The sequence below is a fragment of the Candidatus Protochlamydia naegleriophila genome, assembly GCF_001499655.1.
In the GTDB taxonomy this organism is placed as follows: Bacteria; Chlamydiota; Chlamydiia; order Chlamydiales; family Parachlamydiaceae; genus Protochlamydia; species Protochlamydia naegleriophila.
Genome location: NZ_LN879502.1, coordinates 1644050 through 1660262 on the forward strand (window position 1 = coordinate 1644050; position 16213 = coordinate 1660262).

Below are 16213 nucleotides of genomic sequence, written 5' to 3' on the forward strand. Positions count from 1 at the left end.
TTTGTTTTACTTCTTGAATTTAATTTTATTGATCCCGTTTAAAGCAGCGACGCGATACCCTTCGGCATAGGTCGGGTAATTAAAGACATGATCAATGAAATAGTCCAAATGCGCGCGGAAACTGATCCCCATTTGGCCAATGTGAATCACCTCTGTCGCATTGCGCCCAATCACGTGAACGCCTAAAATCTCCAGGGTTTCTGCGTGGAAAAGGACTTTAAATAATCCCGTATTGCTACCGGCTATATGGCTGCGAGCTATTTCATAATAGTGAGCGCGGCCCACTTCATAGTGAAATCCCCATGCCTTCAATTCTTCTTCTGTATAGCCGCAGCTAGAAATCTCTGGAATCGTATAAATACCGACAGGATAGAATGTAGGGAAATGATGAGTTTGCACTCCGCATGCATGGCGTGCAGCTAAGCGTCCCTGCTCCATGCTCGTCGAAGCCAGGCAAGGCCCCCCAATGACGTCACCCACTGCATAAATATGGGGAACTGTTGTTTGAAATAAGGCATTGACGGGGATGTATCCTTTGGCATCGACGATAATGCCCGTGTTTTCGATGTGAAGAGCCTCGATATTGGCAACCCTTCCCAATGCATAGAGTAGAACATCTGCCTCTAAAGAACTGCCGTCTTTAAATTTCACATAGGCGTGATCTTCGACCCGCTTGATCTCGATCGGCTCTTTCTTACCTAAAAACTTTAAACCAATATCAGTCAGCGCCGTTTGCAAGTGAATTCCAATCTCTGCATCGAGCAAAGGAAGCATGTGTTCTTTGCGATCAATCACCGTCACTTCAGTGCCAAGAGCAGAAAAAAAGCTGGCATATTCAGACCCAATGATCCCCCCCCCGAGCACGATCATGCTCTTGGGAACGCGCCCGATTCCAAGCAGCGTGGTAGAGTCCAAAATCACTTGATGGTCGAAGGGAACATCGCTTGGATTGCGCGGATTAGATCCTGTTGCAATGATAAAAGTTGTGGCCTTAATTTGATATTTGAGACGGTAATCACTATCGACGACAATTAAGGTGTTTTGATTCTCGAAACGGGCCGATCCTGGCACGATGCGAATCCCATTCTTCTTAAATTGCCGCGTGATAATATTGCGTTCTTCCTTAATGACCGAATTTAAACGAAAGTTGAGTTCATCGATTGTGACATCGGGTAAAATATACTCTTTGCCCTCGAAATGACGGTCATAAAACCGCGTCAAATCAACCACAGCTTCACGGAATGTTTTTGAAGGAATGGTCCCTGAATATAAGCAGGCCCCGCCAGGCTCTGCATCTTTTTCAACGACTATGACATTTTTACCAAGTTTAGCCGCTTGTATGGCAGCTTTTTGTCCCGCGGGCCCCGATCCAATAACGACAACGTCAGCTTTAATATCTTCCATAATGCCTTCTAGAAATACCTTCAATACAAGAATGAGTAGGGAATTGATTCAATTGTAAAAGCCTGAACTTGGAATTTTTTCCTCCATACAGAGCAGGTGAATTTATCAAATAGTTTGTTAGCACACTTCCACTGATAAAATCAATAGCGATACTTAGCTTCTCCTCAAACCTGTCGCTGATGATATTCTGCACCAAAAAATTGCACAGAGATCATATTGCTCATTAATAAAAATAGGTTTATAATAAAAATAACTAGGCAGGTTTCTATGAAGGTAGACTTTGTTAAAGTTGAAACCATTTTATCCGAAACGCTCCGAAAAATTTTTATTGAAAGACTGTCGGAACTGGCCGCGATTGCGAACGTGATCCAAGACCCCCAGACTGCAACGTTAACTCCCAAATTGATTGAAGAAATTGTCTCCAGCTTTCAGCGGGAATTAAATAAGCTGAAAAAGAAAGACAAAAAGCTGTATCAAAAGCTCGAACTCACTACAGAAGATGAAGAACGGTTTAATGTTCCCATTGGGCAGTATACTCAGACCGATTGGCTCCGCTTAAGACATTTGAAAGAAAAAATCGAAGAATTAAAGCGCGAATTGCAAGGCCAGGAATTGCCAAATCTTGAGTATGAGCAGCAAGTCGCACACGAAAGAAAGCGCCATGTCTATAAACGCTTTAATATCCGAGAAGGATGGCTTCCTTTACATTGACCCTCTAAAGATCTATCAAGTTATTAATTCTTCTCTTAATTTTTTTAATCTTCTGAATTTTGCCTTGTCTATTAAGGTTATTTCTGCTATATTCCTTATTTTCATTCGTCGATCGCTATTGGAGAAACTATGTCAAAAGTATGTCAAGTTACAGGTAAAAAGCCTACACGCGGCTATAAGTACGCCATCCGTGGTATTGCTAAGAAGAAGAAAGGTATTGGTCTTAAAGTGACAGGAAAAACTAAACGTCGCTTTCTACCAAACCTCTTCAAAAAGAGAATTTGGTTCGCTGAAGAAAACCGCTTTATCACATTAAAGCTTTCTACAGCAGCTATGAGAACGATTGATCGTCTCGGCGTTGCAGCTGTTGTACGCGAAATGCGTGCAAATGGTGAATCAGTCTAACCCTCTTGCCTAATTAAAAAACTTTAGAGAGTAATAGATTACAATCTTAAAGTTTTTTTTTATTTCTATTTTTTTGTCACTTTTTTCAAATCGTTTCTTGCTTTTTTTTCCCATTCATAAGATGCTAGCTCGCACCAAACGAACGTTGCTATTGAAAATTAATATCGGAGATTTGTCTATGTCGAAGCCCCTTCTCCCTTCCCTTTCAGATGAAGCACAGCTATTGCAAAAAGGCATCTATAAGCACTATAAAGGACACCATTACCGCGTTTTAGCAATCGCCCACCATAGCGAAACGCTCGAAGAATGTGTCGTTTATCAATCCTTGGAAGGGGAGCAAAAAGTGTGGGTGCGTCCTCTCAACCTATTCTCTGACACTGTCTGCACAGACACTCAAGAGAAGCTTCCCCGTTTTAAACTACAAAAAAAAATAGTCGTCAAAGACCCCCCTAGAGTTGGTGTCGGAATTGCCGTCATCAAACAGGGAAAAGTCCTATTAGGAAAAAGGCGAGGTTCGCATGGCACCGGCTACTGGGCCTTTCCAGGAGGGCATTTGGAGCATGGAGAAACCGTTGAAGAGTGCGTGCAAAGAGAACTGCAAGAGGAAGCCAATTTGACTCCTTTATCGATTAAACAAGGTCCTTGGATAAATAATCACATGGAAGCAAACAAACATTATGTGACCCTATTCATGTTTGTTCAAGACTTTACGGGCGATCTTAAGCTAATGGAACCCGACAAGTGCGAAGGCTGGGAGTGGTTTGCTTGGGATCAACTCCCCACACCTCTTTTTGAACCCATCGTATCCTTAATTGCTAAAGTAGGGCTAGAGAACTTAAAGAGCTTGTAGCCTAAGGATTCAGGAGTATGTGCAAGAATGAATCAAATGAGAGTTCTAAAAGGCTTGATGTAGCCCAGGCATTATTGCCTGGGTAGTGATCCATTCAAAACCTATTTTTGGGGAGAGCGCCTATCTCAGGCAATCAATTCCCCAAAAACTAACTAACAATGCCGCCTGGATCAATTCCTTCGACGAAAAGAATTTCTAAAGAACTTTCCTGCTTCGCAGCAAGCAGCATCCCCTGACTTTCAATCCCCATCAAAACAGCAGGCTTTAAATTCGCAACAACGACAACCTTGCGGCCGATTAAATCCTCTGCCTTATAAAACTCCCCCACTCCAGCAACAACTGCCCGTTGCTCTACTCCAATATCAACGAATAGTTTGAACAGCTTTTTGCTTTTTGGGACAGGCTCAGCCTTGAGAATGACACCCACGCGCAAGTCTAATTTGCGAAAGTCTTCAATATCGATTGCAGGCTTTAAAGGCGTGATAGCTGCGGGAGCTGGGGCTGGAATAGGTACTGACTTGCTTTTTTGAGCCGCCGAAAGCTGCTGCAATTTCTGAACTTCATACTCAATAGCCTCGTCTTCCACTCTTTGAAAGAGAATTTGAGGAGGAAGAATTTTTTGCCCGGCAGTCACTTTTTCAACCTTGACCCGGTTCCAATCAACCAGAGCGATATCTCCTTGATAGCCCAGTAAATGCCACAACTGGTTAGCGGTCTTAGGAATGACCGGAAAAGAAATCAAGGCTAAAGCCTTTAAACACTCTATGCAACAAGCAAGCGTTGTTTTCATCCTGGACCGGGTTTCTTCATTTTTGGCATCTTGCCAAGGCTTCTTGCCATCAAAATAGATATTACCCAGCTGAGCCAACTCCATGAAAACCTGGCTTGCCCGCCTTACTTTAAAGCTCGCATAACTAGCTGCTGCCTGGTCAACCAAGCTTTGAATTTGATTTAAGAACACCTGATCCTGCTCTTCCAAATCGCCCAAATCAGGAATGATACCGTCACACTGATTGCGAATAAAGACCAGAACACGATTAACCAAATTACCATATTTTCCAAGCAAATCACTATTGCAGCGCAGTTGAAAGTCTTTCCAAGTAAATTCACTATCGGATGTCTCTGGCGCATTGGAAGCAATCGCATAGCGAATTTGATCGCTCGTATAGCGCTGGAAGAAGTCTTCTAAATCAATGTACCAGCCATCTGATTTACTAAATTGCCGTCCTTCTAAATTGTAAAATTCGTTGGCTGGCAATTCATCCACAAGTTTGTAGGGCTGATTTTGCCCCATCACCATCGCAGGAAAAATGGAAGCGTGAAATGGAATGTTGTCTTTTCCAATAAAGTTGACCAGCTTGGACTTTGGGTCCATCCAATAGTCTTTCCACTCTTCAGGATTCCCCTTCAACAAGGCCCACTCTTTCGTAGCCGAGATATAGCCGATCGGAGCATCGAACCAAACGTAGAGAACTTTTCCTTCTGAATCCGGAAGCGGAACAGAAATCCCCCAATTAGAATCCCTCGTAATTGCTCTTGGATGCAAATTATCGATATAGCCCTTGATGAAGTTAATAACATTGGGCTTCCAATTTTTGGTCTGCAGCCAATCCATTAACCGGCTTTTAAATTTATCCAACAGCAAAAACCAATGCTTTGTCGGACGGCGGACAAGAGGAGAACCTGTAAGCTTTGAACGAGGATTTTTTAGCTCAGTGGCTTCATAACTGGCACCACAACGAGGGCATTCATCCCCTCTTGCAGTTTCGAAAGCACAACGGGGACAGGTTCCAACGACGTAGCGGTCGGCAAGAAATTTATGATCGCTTTCTGAATAGAGCTGATCCGTTGTTCTTTCCTCGATAAATCCGTTCGCAAACAGATCGTTAAAGAACTGATGGGTAGGCTCGACATGCCCTTCCCAAGTTGTTCGCGAATAATGGTCGAATGAAATTTGCAACTTATGGAAGAAGTCGCGATTGATGTGATGAAAAATATCAACATGCTCTTTTGGCGTACGGCCAGCCAAATCCGCACTCATCGTAATGGCTATGCCATACTCATCAGATCCGCAAATATAGAGCACGTCTTGTTGCATAAGTCTTTGAAAGCGGGCATAGCAGTCTGCTGGAAGATAAGCACCTGCAAGGTGGCCAAAGTGAAGCGGACCATTTGCATAGGGAAGGGCAGAAGTAATCAAAATCTTTTGTGTCATGGCACTGTCCTGTTTCAAAATTTATTTAGAAAGGCATTAACGAATACTATCGAACAGGCTTCTGAACGATCAAAACTTCAAGTTCGGTTCCGGGAACGACCTTCCATCCTAGCAGAACTTTCGTCTGAATATCAACATAAAGAGGACCGGGCTTCGTATAGGCATATTCCGGTTCAATCGCTCGAGGAGCTGGAGAAGGACTTGAGACTTCAGTCTGAAAACCTTCTAAGGATTCGTGAGCATCACTAATAGCTCTTTGCTGATCGCTGTTCAAACTTCCCCAAGAAACCCAAATACCAGGATAGCGCTTTTGCAAAAAAGTCCAATCAACCTTCACCGTATCCATCCACGTTACACACTCGGTAAAAATACGGCCAGTTTCGCGGCAATAGGCAGCGCGGCTTAGCTTAAAAATGCGATTGTCATATTGCTGGAAGTTGTAAAGAAAAAGGAGCGCTTGTTCGGCTGCATAATAAGAAAGATCGGTAGCACGCCTAAGCGGCACTCCAGTATAGGGACTTACACCCATGGCTCGGCCAGACATCCACCAGCCGAACCAAAAGGCAAAAATAAGGAAAGCTAAAGTAGCCACAATTGCGACGGATAAAAGTAACACCCATCCAGTTGTTGCATCAACCATCCTTCTACTCCGTGCTATTCTTCATCTTCATCAAAGGAAATTGGAGCAGCAGCTGTACGGTACTTGCGTCTTTCCGCTTTCTCTTCCTGCATCAATTCCTCATTCATTTGACTGCTGCCTTGATGATTTGATGCTCTTGCAGAAGAATCTTTGATTTCATCAAAATGATCTTTGCCTTCATTGATTTCTTCTAAAATCAACATTGCACGATTTTGCATCTCGGACTTAACACGTGTATCGCGCCCTGTCTTAATCATATTCTCTGCCAATAAAATGGCGTAATTAACGAGCTCAAAATTACTCTTAAATTTCTTAGAAAGACTCTCATTCGTGAATCGATTCTTTTTTTCCATTTCATGCTCCTTTTATTAATGACCTATTTGTTTCACACACATAAGAGGTGCGGTGACATTCGGCGATCAAAATGCTTCTTAACACTTGATAAGCCTCATTAAGGTCATCATTGATAATTTGATAATCATAATATTGAGCGGCATCCAATTCCCGTTCTGCGCACGCCAGTCGCTGTTCTATCATCTCTGTCGACTCTGTTTGACGGTGAACCAGCCTCTGCTTTAACACTTCTAATGAGGGCGGACGTATAAAAATAAAAGTTGCATCGCAACGTCCTTTCAGCTGTAAAGCACCTTGAGTATCTATGACGAGAATCACATGCTGCCCAGACGCTCTTTGCTCTTCAATCCAACGGCGCGATGTTCCATAATAAGTCCCATATAGCTTAACATACTCGAGAAAATCTGAGGCAGCTATTTTTGCTTCAAACTCTGATTGGGTAATAAAATGATAATGCTGCCCATATACCTCCCCAGATCTAGGCTGCCGGGTGGTATAAGAGATATTGGCAACGACAGATGCAAACTCGTTTGTCAGCATATCTACAAGAGTCGTTTTACCCGTTCCAGCCGGAGCGCTAATAACAAACATTAATCCTTTCGCTCTATTCTCCAAAAGCCCCATATCCTACTCGATATTTTGAATCTGTTCTCGGATGCGTTCCAATTCACTCTTAATGTCGATCACAAGCCTAGCAATTTCAATATCTGACGACTTGCTTCCAATCGTGTTTACTTCTCTGCCAAGCTCTTGTAAAATGAACTCTAGGGTCTTTCCAACACTCGAATCAGAACCTTGAATGCGTTCTTCAAAACGAGTCAAATGGCAGAAAAAACGCGTAATTTCCTCTGCAATGTCAATCTTCTCTGCAAACAATGCAACTTCACGCAAAATGCGCTCTTCATTTTCCACATGCTCGGGCAATAAGTCTTCTAAGCGCGCCATAAGCTTTTCGCGATACTTTTTGGTCGCATAAGGCGTTCTTTCTTCAATGATCTTCATGGCTTGGCGTATCTTTTCCGAGCGGCTCAACATATCACCTAGCAAGACATCCCCTTCTTGAAACTTCATCTGCATGAAGCCTGCAACAGCCTGATCCAACACCTGCTTCAATATTTGACGGTAGTTCTCTTCTTCATGGCGATTTTCTTCAAACCGGAGTATATCCTCTGACTGCGATAAGAGCTCTAAGTCAATAGATTCTCCATCCAACTCCAGCTGCTTCGCAATCGTCGACCACGCCTCTTTAATCTGCCTAGCCAATGCCAAATTGGGGACAACAATAAAAGGCGCCTTACCCTCAAAAGAAGCCATTACTTTGACAGTTACTTGCCCACGCGTGATATAAGGCTGCAGCCATTTTTTGATTTCCACATCGAAATAGCTCAGTTCGCGCGGAAGCTGTACATTGATTTCTAAAAATTTACGATTAACGGATTGAATCTCAACGGTGAAGTGGCCCATTTCGGTGTTGAAATTTGCACGACCAAACGCTGTCATACTTTTAAGCATAGATAAACGGTATTAAATTGAGGTTTAGCTGATTATATAAAATTTTTAATTTTTGTCAAGATTATTCCCCTCTGAAAAAAACTAAGCTCCAGGATCTTAACTATTACTCATAAACTGCCAATTACATCTTCTAGACTTGATTCAAATCTTAGCAGGCAAGCGATTCTGAATGTTAAATGTTCACCTCAGCGCCTTGTCCAATCATGGATTTGATGGGATCGAAAGAGCGGCGGTGAATTTGGCAAGGGCCGTGCTGTAAAATCGCTTCTAGATGGCGCTCCGTTGCATACCCTTTATGCTGGTTAAAGCCATATTGAGGCCATTGCAAGTGATAGTCATTCATCAAGCGATCACGCGTTTCTTTGGCAATGATGGAAGCAGCAGCAATCGACTGGGATAATTGATCGCCTTTTATAATTTTCAAGCAAGGCAGGTTTGGATGGGGAAGCGGCATGCCATCAACTAGCAAGCAGTCGGGAGGAACGGGAAGTTGCTGGACAGCTATTAACATGGCTTGAATGGTTGCTTGATAGATATTAATCCGATCGATATCAATCGGTTCAACGATTCCGATTCCATACCTGACAGACGGATCATTCAGTAAACGGCCGAATAAACGCTCGCGTATTTTTGGAGTCAACTTTTTACTATCATTCACTTGGGGAATGAGAAGACCGCGCGGCAAAATACAAGCAGCAGCGACAACAGGACCTGCCAAAGGTCCACGACCCGCTTCATCGATACCAGCAATGCATTGATAACCCTTCAAATACATTCCTTCTTCATAAGCCGTCATTGATACCAAACGGAGGCGCTCGTCTTCGCTTAAACTGGAGTGGGGCATGGCAGTAGTCGGGGTGAAGAGACGTTAAAAAAAGAAGGCAATAATCGGAATAAAAACAACCCAGGTTTGCTAGCAAACCTGGGTTAAGCAATACAATCGTTTAAACCATGAAAGGTTTATTCTGCGCTAGCTTCTGCAGCAGGAGCTGGAGCACGGCGAGCACCAAAACGGCCTTTAACTTTAGAAGCCTTGCCAGATGTTCCACGTAAGTAGTAAAGCTTGCTGCGACGGACATCACCTTCTTTTACGACTTCAATCTTTGCAATACGTGGGCTGTGCAACATAAAAACTCTTTCCATGCCTTCGCCGTAAGCAACACGGTGCACAGAGAAGGTCTCAGAAAGGCCTTGTCCTTTACGAGCAATGACAGTTCCTGCAAAAACCTGTGTTCTTTCTTTATCGCCTTCAATGATGCGAATGTGAACGCGAACAGTATCACCGATGCGGAAGGATGTAACATCCTTTTTCATCTGCTGGCTTTGCAGCTTTTCAATAATGGCAGATCGACTCATGATCAATTTCTCCTAAATTTCACTCTTTTTGCCTCGAAGGAAAGAATTATCCTCTTTCAATCGATTGTTAAGCAAATCATTTTTAACTTTTTTGCAGGGCTTCTGCTAAGCATGAAGGTCGGGTCTAACGTCCAGCGTCTTTTTCAGTGCTTGCTCCAGGCGCCATTTGGCAATTTCCTGATGGTTTCCACTCAATAATACACTCGGTACGGAACGCCCTTCAAAGACTTCTGGCCGCGTATAGTGCGGATAATCTAATCGTCCCCCTTCAAATGAATCTTCATCTGCAGCAGAAGCATGACCCAAAACATCTGGGATAAAACGGGAGACAGCATCTAGAAGGACAATGGCTGCCAAGCAGCCGTTAGTCAGGACGTAATCACCTATACTAATTTCTTCATCTACTTCTTCATCTAGAACTCGCTGATCAATTCCTTCATAGTGACCACACAAAAGAATTAGATGCTGTTCCTGCGCTAATTGACGACACTTGGCTGCATTTAACGGTCTCCCTTGAGGAGACATGTAAATGACCTTCGCTTGAGGGCTCTTCACATGACGAATGGCGGCTGTCACTGGCTGCGGCATCATCACCATTCCAGGACCACCCCCATAAGGTCGATCATCAACGCGGCGAAAGCGATTGTCGGCAAAATCCCGTATATCAAGCAAATTGATCGTCAATAATCTCTTTTCTTGAGCTCGCTTGAGGATACTTTCATCGAAAGGCCCTCTAAAATAGCCAGGAAAAAGAGATAAAATATCGACGATCACCTTATTCTTAGCCTTGCGTCTTTTCTTTACGCTTTACAGCTGCTTTAGCACGAGCGGCTACTTTTTTCTCCGTCTGAGCACGAATAATTTCTGGAGAAGTTTTCTTGATCAAACAAGCAGCACTTTCTGTCAATTGGGCACCAAGGTCCAACCAATGCTTAATGCGGTCTGATTTGAAAAACAACTTCTTATCGTCTTCAGCTTCTACTGGATTGTACCAGCCGAGAGCTTCAACGTACTTACCATCGCGAGGTGAACGAGAGTCGGTCACAACTAAACGAAAGAAAGCACGGTTTGTGCGACCTTGTTGCCGCAATCTAATTTTTAACGCCATAGGGATCCTCCCAACATCTTTTCTAATTGTTTCATATTTGGCATATTTTTAAAAAATTGTTTAGCTTGTTTAAACGATTTAACAAGCTTGTTGACATCTTCAATCTTAGTTCCACTTCCTTGAGCAAGGCGCTTACGTCTCGGAGCTGTCAACTCGCATTTTTCAGTCCTCTCATCACGAGTCATGGACAAAATCATCGCTTCAACTTTAAAAAACTCTTTTTCGTCAAAATCCATCGCAGGAAGTTGACCCATTCCAGGTAACATACCCAACAAACTTTTGATCGATCCCATTTTTTTGACTGTCTGAATCTGCTTCAAATAATCATCATAGGTAAAAGTCGCCGATCGAATCTTTTGTTCGAGCTTTTGAGCTTCTGCTTCGTCGATATGCTCCTGAGCTTTCTTAACCAGGTTAATTGTATCTCCCATTCCCAAGATACGGTCAGCCATCGAATTTGGATTAAAAAGTTGAATATCATCAACTTTCTCCCCAACCCCTTCGAATTTTAACGGCTTACCAGTCACTTCGCGAATGGATATCGCAGCACCCCCGCGCGTATTACCATCCAACATGGTCAAGATTGTACCCGTCACTGAGATCCTCTTATTGAACTCAGCAGCTACGTTAACGGCATCTTGCCCCGTGGTTGCATTCGCAACGAAAAGAATTTCACCTGGCTTCAAAACGTCTTTAATTTTTTCTAACTGCGTCATCAACTCGTCGTCAATATGCAAACGACCCGCCGTGTCCACGATTAGAAGATCATGCTGTCCCTCTTGCGCCTGTTTTAAAGCTTCCTTCGCAACGCGAACAGGATCTTTTTCACCGGCCATAGAAAAAACAGGCACACCAATTTGTTGACCTAATATCTTTAACTGTTCGATAGCTGCAGGACGCTGTAAATCACAAGCAGCTAGCAATGGATTTTTGCACTGGCCTTTCTTCTTCAAATACCTGGCCAACTTAGCACTATGCGTCGTTTTACCAGACCCTTGCAATCCACATAACATAATCACGCCAGGTTTACCTTCAAGCTGAAGGTTCGCCTCATCACCACCCATCAACACAACAAGCTCATCATGGACGATTTTAATAAACTGCTGACCAGGCGTAACCGATTTAATAACCTGCTCACCTAAAGATTTCTCTTTAAGGCGCTTAACAAGCGTCTTAGTGACTCCATAATTGACATCTGCCTCCAACAAAGCCAAACGCACTTCATTGACCGCGTCAGAAATATTTTCTTCTGTCAAACGTTTCTTTCCGCCTAACTTCGAAAAAACATCTTGCAACTTTGTTGTTAACGTCCCTAACATGAAATCCTCTATACGCTTTTTAGGGCTTAATTCTTAAATGAAAACAGGATACTCAAAAAATCATTCATTTTCAAGGAAAAAGAAGCGATGATGGCCCGCCCAATCATTTTCAAGGTGCTGTCCTTTCCAAGGAACCCCTTGAAAAAGTTTTTGCACGCCCTCTCCTTGCAAATACCCAATCTCCAACCAGACCTGCGCATTAGGAAAGAGACATGCCGGAAGGTCGCTGGCTAATCGCTCATAAAACTCCAATCCGCTACTCCCCCCTAAAAGAGCCATCTTTGGCTCAAACTCTTTAACCTCTAAACCCAACTCGTTAAACTCAGCTTCTGAGATATAGGGGGGATTGCACACAACATAATGCGCCCGCTCCCCTTTAAATGGCTCTAGAAAATCTCCCTGCAGACAAGTCACATCAACCTGATTATCCAAGGCATTTTGCCTGGCCACTTGCAATGCCTCAAAAGAAAAGTCAGCCAAAACTACCGTGAGATCGGGAAACTGCTTTTTCAAGGCAATTCCTATGCAGCCAGAACCGCAACAAAGATCCAAGAGCACTTTTCCATGCAAATCTTGCCTTGCCAATGTTTTTGCAATTTTATCAACGAGAATTTCAGTTTCTTGACGAGGAATCAGCACAGCAGGCGTCACCTTGATCTGGCAGTGATAAAACTCCACCACACCATGAATATACGCTAACGGCTCACCTCGCAAGCGCCTCGACAAGTAATCTTGGCAGCATAACCACTCACCCTCGCTTAGTTGCTGACAACTATGCGAATAGAGAAAAGAGCGGTCGCAAGCAAGTGCACAGCAAAGAATCTCTTCTGCCTGCCTACGCACAAGCGAACTTTTCTTCACAGCTAACGCCTGAGCTACAAAAGCCAGCGCCTCTGCAACAGAGGTCATGCTTCTTCTGTCCCTTTCAGTTTCTCCTGATGGAAGTAGGTCACGAGCGCTGCTGTAATCTCTTCCAAATCCCCTTCCATCACATAGTCCAGATTATACTTCGTTAGATTAATGCGATGGTCTGTAATGCGATTTTGCGGGAAATTATAGGTTCTAATCCTTTCAGAACGATCACCAGAACCCACTTGCTGAGCGCGCGTACTAGCTAACTCCTGCTGCTTTTTTTGCTGCTCGATTTCAGCCATTTTAGCTTTCAAAAGGCGCATAGCCTTGTCTTTATTCTTATGCTGACTCCGCTCTTCCTGACAATACACGACAATTCCTGTAGGGACGTGAGTGATACGAACGGCACTATCTGTCGTGTTAACGTGCTGACCGCCTGCACCAGAGGAGCGATAGGTATCGATCCTCAGATCTTTATCATCCAGGTCGATCTCTTCGTCCTCATCCGGTTCAGGCAAAACAGCAATGGTGATTGCAGAGGTATGCACACGTCCTTGCGCTTCAGTCTCTGGAACGCGCTGCACCCGATGCGTTCCGGCCTCATACTGCATAAAACGATAAACATTTGGTCCGGAAAAGACCATGACATACTCTTTATAGCCCCCCACATCAGAAGGAGTGCAAGAAAGCAATTCATAACGCCACCCTTTGCGATCGGCAAATAACTTATACATTCTCACACAATCGCCAACAAATAAAGCAGCCTCATCACCACCCGTACCAGCTCTCAATTCAATAATGGAAGGGCGATTATCTAATGGATCTGGAGGAACAAGCTGATTTTCCATCGCAGTCTGAAGCTCTTGAACACGCGCTTCCAGCTGACGGATATCATCCCTTAACACTTCTGCAAACTCAGGATCTTTTTCAATCTTAAGAAGTTCTTGATTATCCTCAAGCTGCCTCTGAGACAACTGCTTTTCTTCCCATGTATGCTTGAGCTGGCTCAAATAAGCATGCTCTTGCGATAGTGCACGGTATTTTTTTTGGTCGTCATAAACGTGCGGCTGCCCCAACACTTCCTCGACTTCTGACAAACGCTCAAGAAGTTGATGAACTTTCTTTTCCATCAAAGAATCTACTCTGCTTTATTTTCACCAGCTTCAGATAAAAACCGGGAATTGATATTTAAAATTGGACATGAGATTGACTAATCAGAATTAAAAGACGGCTAAATCTAGACCATCTGAGTGATAACTTCAATTCAATTTAAACTGAGCAACTCATACTTTAACTCTAATACTTCAAGTCATTATTTATAAGTAACAAAGAAGATAAAAGAACGAAAGCTAGGAGGCCTAAGCTAAAGATATTACCTTAGACCACCCTGCGACGAATTATTTAGAACCTTTCTGCTTGCTGTCAGATCCAGATTCTTGCTGAGAATCGTCTTTAGCAGCTTCCTTTTTACGCTCGAAACGCTTCTTAAATTTCTCAACTCGGCCTTCAGAGTCAACCAATTGCTTGCTTCCTGTGAAGAAAGGGTGCGAAGAAGAAGAAATAGAGAGATAACTAACTGGATATTCTACCCCTTCAAACTTTTCAGTTGCTTCAGGCTGTAAAGTAGATCCGCATACAAAACGGTAACCAGAAGCAGAATCAACAAACAAGACTTTCTGGTATTGCGGATGGACATTCTTTTTCATTATAAGACTCCTCAAAGAGAAACGTTAGTAATTAAATACAGGTTGTTTATTCATTTGGCTTAACATTCACAAAGCCTGTTGGTTTGATTCAAAGCGAGTCCGCCTTAGCAGAAATTAGACTGCCAATCCTTCCACTCAACATTAAAGCAAATCATCAGACTTCGTGAACACTTCCCAGAAGCTGCTTGATCTTTGTAAGCTTCTATTAGCCAATGGAAACCCCTTAAGATAAAGATTTCTTCTTTAAAAAACAATCTTTTTCTAAACCCACTCAATTATTACCCTCACCCGAATCCCATACCCCCAACCTTTTTTCTAATCTAAATTCCTCTCCAGCATTAACACTAAATAACAATAAACAACAAACTTAACAATAATTTAATAAATATTTTGTTTATAAAAACAAAATAAAATTATATAATAAATTTATAAATCCTATTAAAACAATTTAAAAAAGTAATTTTCATGATAAATCCATTTTCAAGTTATTCATTTCAGAAAACTCTTTTTTCTTTACCTAGTCGGATGATGGTAGGTTTAGGAAGACTCTATACATTTTTAAAAAACATCCCATCCCCACTTTCTTTCTTGACTCAAAGAGTAAATCAACAAGCACAGGCAAACTTTAACAAATCAACGCCCCTCAAGCCGTGTGATTTATCGACCCAATCAATTACTCCCATAAAGCCGACTCCCTCAACTGATTTGGATGCTTGCACGCCAAAACAGATAGAAAAGACTGTTAACAAAACTAAACGTACCACCCCAACCATTGTGCATCGCACTCTCACATCAAAACCGCAAGCCCGGGTTCAACAACCAAGAGCGCAAGCATGGACTCAACCGCCATTTGAGTACTCCGCACCACCATTACAGAGCAAGCCGACCACCAAAATTACAGAACAGCACAAACCCCATCCAATCAATCAAACCCTCATTAACGTACCAAGTGATGGCAATTGCCAACTTCACGCTATTTTAAAAGGGCTTGAAATTCAATATCCCCATCTTTTAAACGATCAATCTGTGGACGGGGAGATGATTCAGCACTCGCATCGTACATTGAGGCAAAAAGGCCTTGATTTCATAACGAAGTGTCTCTTGGAGGATCATCCCTTATCAGAAGAATGTTATGGGTATTTGGATAGCGATAGAGGGGAATATAATTCAGATTTTAAAAGACGTGCTTCCAACTTTTTAAGAAGCGATCTTTTAAAGATAGAGCACAACCTCATCAAGACTTTGACTAGAGACAAAAAACCGACTACGAATGTAACCCCTCTTTTAAAGCAACAAGTATCCGTTTGGATTAAGCACATCGCCGTGCAGCAAGGAAAAATCGGGCACATCTTTACAGAAGCTGAAAATAACACCTTACAGCAATTCAACCAATTGATATCCAATCGACAAGAATCATTAGAAAAAACCTACACCTCCCTTATCAATCAGGCATATGACATACATGAAAAATTAAGCAAGCGAATAGATGCAGAGGTCATTATTCACTCAAACGAAGAGTTCCTTCAACGCTGTTCGCAAGACAGCTTTTGGTGCTCGAGCCTACACCTGTTTGCATTAAGCGCTGCTTTTAACATTCCAATTGAGGTTCATGACCCCCTGATTCCCGCAAAATTTGGAGCACAAACCTTCAATCCGATGAAATCCGAACTTCCTCCCATCCAACTATATCGCTCTGGCGGCAACCACTATCAGTACATTCTAGCAGCCGCGCATTAAAAATTACCCTTAGGGTATAATAAAGAGGGCCGTGGTACATGCAA

The 16213-nt window shown here is 42.9% G+C and carries 18 protein-coding genes; 4 read left to right on the plus strand and 14 right to left on the minus strand.

All coding sequences use genetic code 11. The features are described from left to right. Positions 1–6 precede the first annotated feature (6 nt). Positions 7–1404 (minus strand): Si-specific NAD(P)(+) transhydrogenase, encoded by a 1398-nt coding sequence (sthA, locus tag PNK_RS06870; protein ID WP_051981997.1) that lies wholly within the window; start codon positions 1402–1404, stop codon positions 7–9. 267 nt (positions 1405–1671) lie between these two features. On the opposite strand from sthA, the gene PNK_RS06875 reads away from it, so the two are divergent. The 3 genes from PNK_RS06875 to PNK_RS13765 all read left to right on the plus strand — a co-directional run bounded on the left by PNK_RS06875 (position 1672) and on the right by PNK_RS13765 (position 3370). Continuing rightward, positions 1672–2115: a hypothetical protein gene (locus PNK_RS06875; RefSeq protein ID WP_032125718.1), complete on the plus strand. Its 444-nt coding sequence runs from the start codon at positions 1672–1674 to the stop codon at positions 2113–2115. A gap of 129 nt (positions 2116–2244) precedes the next feature. Continuing rightward, positions 2245–2520, plus strand: coding sequence for a 50S ribosomal protein L28 (gene rpmB / locus PNK_RS06880; protein WP_032125719.1), 276 nt, complete (start codon positions 2245–2247; stop codon positions 2518–2520). Between the two features lie 178 nt (positions 2521–2698). Next, a complete protein-coding gene (locus tag PNK_RS13765; protein ID WP_162264037.1) occupies positions 2699–3370 on the plus strand; it encodes a DUF1653 domain-containing protein in 672 nt (223 codons plus the stop codon). A gap of 148 nt (positions 3371–3518) precedes the next feature. On the opposite strand, the gene metG is transcribed toward PNK_RS13765, so the two are convergent. The 13 genes from metG to PNK_RS06950 form a co-directional block, all read right to left on the minus strand. After that, positions 3519–5585, minus strand: a complete 2067-nt coding sequence (metG, locus tag PNK_RS06890; RefSeq protein WP_032125720.1) for a methionine--tRNA ligase — start codon at positions 5583–5585, stop codon at positions 3519–3521. Positions 5586–5631: 46 nt separating this feature from the next. Then, positions 5632–6225 (minus strand): hypothetical protein, encoded by a 594-nt coding sequence (locus PNK_RS06895; RefSeq protein ID WP_032125721.1) that lies wholly within the window; start codon positions 6223–6225, stop codon positions 5632–5634. 14 nt (positions 6226–6239) lie between these two features. Beyond that, positions 6240–6578, minus strand: coding sequence for a hypothetical protein (locus PNK_RS06900; protein WP_051981998.1), 339 nt, complete (start codon positions 6576–6578; stop codon positions 6240–6242). Position 6579: 1 nt separating this feature from the next. Next, a complete protein-coding gene (gene gmk, locus PNK_RS06905) occupies positions 6580–7170 on the minus strand; it encodes a guanylate kinase (RefSeq protein WP_231909230.1) in 591 nt (196 codons plus the stop codon). A 36-nt stretch (positions 7171–7206) separates the two neighbouring features. Then, positions 7207–8079 carry a YicC/YloC family endoribonuclease gene (locus PNK_RS06910; protein WP_051981999.1) on the minus strand — a complete coding sequence of 291 codons (873 nt, stop codon included), beginning with the start codon at positions 8077–8079 and terminating at the stop codon, positions 7207–7209. 184 nt (positions 8080–8263) lie between these two features. Further along, complete coding sequence (locus PNK_RS06915; RefSeq protein WP_059061162.1) at positions 8264–8935, minus strand: ribonuclease HII; 672 nt, start codon at positions 8933–8935, stop codon at positions 8264–8266. Between the two features lie 116 nt (positions 8936–9051). Beyond that, entirely contained in the window at positions 9052–9447 is a 396-nt protein-coding gene (gene rplS / locus PNK_RS06920; protein WP_032125725.1) for a 50S ribosomal protein L19, read from the minus strand. Between the two features lie 105 nt (positions 9448–9552). After that, positions 9553–10221, minus strand: coding sequence for a tRNA (guanosine(37)-N1)-methyltransferase TrmD (gene trmD, locus PNK_RS06925; protein WP_032125726.1), 669 nt, complete (start codon positions 10219–10221; stop codon positions 9553–9555). Between the two features lie 7 nt (positions 10222–10228). Then, entirely contained in the window at positions 10229–10555 is a 327-nt protein-coding gene (gene rpsP, locus PNK_RS06930) for a 30S ribosomal protein S16 (protein ID WP_032125727.1), read from the minus strand. Then, positions 10546–11874, minus strand: coding sequence for a signal recognition particle protein (gene ffh / locus PNK_RS06935; RefSeq protein WP_032125728.1), 1329 nt, complete (start codon positions 11872–11874; stop codon positions 10546–10548). Before ffh ends, rpsP begins: the two co-directional genes overlap by 10 nt. A 60-nt stretch (positions 11875–11934) precedes the next feature. Then, on the minus strand, positions 11935–12783 hold the full coding sequence (gene prmC, locus PNK_RS06940) for a peptide chain release factor N(5)-glutamine methyltransferase (protein ID WP_059061165.1): 849 nt from the start codon (positions 12781–12783) through the stop codon (positions 11935–11937). After that, a complete protein-coding gene (gene prfA, locus PNK_RS06945; RefSeq protein WP_032125730.1) occupies positions 12780–13856 on the minus strand; it encodes a peptide chain release factor 1 in 1077 nt (358 codons plus the stop codon). Before prfA ends, prmC begins: the two co-directional genes overlap by 4 nt. A gap of 267 nt (positions 13857–14123) precedes the next feature. Then, positions 14124–14432 carry a type B 50S ribosomal protein L31 gene (locus tag PNK_RS06950; RefSeq protein WP_032125731.1) on the minus strand — a complete coding sequence of 103 codons (309 nt, stop codon included), beginning with the start codon at positions 14430–14432 and terminating at the stop codon, positions 14124–14126. A 465-nt stretch (positions 14433–14897) separates the two neighbouring features. On the opposite strand from PNK_RS06950, the gene PNK_RS06955 reads away from it, so the two are divergent. After that, positions 14898–16169 carry an OTU domain-containing protein gene (locus tag PNK_RS06955; RefSeq protein ID WP_032125732.1) on the plus strand — a complete coding sequence of 424 codons (1272 nt, stop codon included), beginning with the start codon at positions 14898–14900 and terminating at the stop codon, positions 16167–16169. Positions 16170–16213: the final 44 nt, after the last annotated feature.

What these genes read in the sequence shown, in the direction of transcription:
- sthA (WP_051981997.1), bottom strand. Translation starts at nt 1,404, where the DNA reads ATGGAAGATATTAAAGCTGACGTTGTCGTTATTGGATCGGGGCCCGCG.
- PNK_RS06875 (WP_032125718.1), top strand. Translation starts at nt 1,672, where the DNA reads ATGAAGGTAGACTTTGTTAAAGTTGAAACCATTTTATCCGAAACGCTC.
- rpmB (WP_032125719.1), top strand. Translation starts at nt 2,245, where the DNA reads ATGTCAAAAGTATGTCAAGTTACAGGTAAAAAGCCTACACGCGGCTAT.
- PNK_RS13765 (WP_162264037.1), top strand. Translation starts at nt 2,699, where the DNA reads ATGTCGAAGCCCCTTCTCCCTTCCCTTTCAGATGAAGCACAGCTATTG.
- metG (WP_032125720.1), bottom strand. Translation starts at nt 5,585, where the DNA reads ATGACACAAAAGATTTTGATTACTTCTGCCCTTCCCTATGCAAATGGT.
- PNK_RS06895 (WP_032125721.1), bottom strand. Translation starts at nt 6,225, where the DNA reads ATGGTTGATGCAACAACTGGATGGGTGTTACTTTTATCCGTCGCAATT.
- PNK_RS06900 (WP_051981998.1), bottom strand. Translation starts at nt 6,578, where the DNA reads ATGGAAAAAAAGAATCGATTCACGAATGAGAGTCTTTCTAAGAAATTT.
- gmk (WP_231909230.1), bottom strand. Translation starts at nt 7,170, where the DNA reads ATGTTTGTTATTAGCGCTCCGGCTGGAACGGGTAAAACGACTCTTGTA.
- PNK_RS06910 (WP_051981999.1), bottom strand. Translation starts at nt 8,079, where the DNA reads ATGACAGCGTTTGGTCGTGCAAATTTCAACACCGAAATGGGCCACTTC.
- PNK_RS06915 (WP_059061162.1), bottom strand. Translation starts at nt 8,935, where the DNA reads ATGCCCCACTCCAGTTTAAGCGAAGACGAGCGCCTCCGTTTGGTATCA.
- rplS (WP_032125725.1), bottom strand. Translation starts at nt 9,447, where the DNA reads ATGAGTCGATCTGCCATTATTGAAAAGCTGCAAAGCCAGCAGATGAAA.
- rpsP (WP_032125727.1), bottom strand. Translation starts at nt 10,555, where the DNA reads ATGGCGTTAAAAATTAGATTGCGGCAACAAGGTCGCACAAACCGTGCT.
- ffh (WP_032125728.1), bottom strand. Translation starts at nt 11,874, where the DNA reads ATGTTAGGGACGTTAACAACAAAGTTGCAAGATGTTTTTTCGAAGTTA.
- prmC (WP_059061165.1), bottom strand. Translation starts at nt 12,783, where the DNA reads ATGACCTCTGTTGCAGAGGCGCTGGCTTTTGTAGCTCAGGCGTTAGCT.
- prfA (WP_032125730.1), bottom strand. Translation starts at nt 13,856, where the DNA reads ATGGAAAAGAAAGTTCATCAACTTCTTGAGCGTTTGTCAGAAGTCGAG.
- PNK_RS06950 (WP_032125731.1), bottom strand. Translation starts at nt 14,432, where the DNA reads ATGAAAAAGAATGTCCATCCGCAATACCAGAAAGTCTTGTTTGTTGAT.
- PNK_RS06955 (WP_032125732.1), top strand. Translation starts at nt 14,898, where the DNA reads ATGATAAATCCATTTTCAAGTTATTCATTTCAGAAAACTCTTTTTTCT.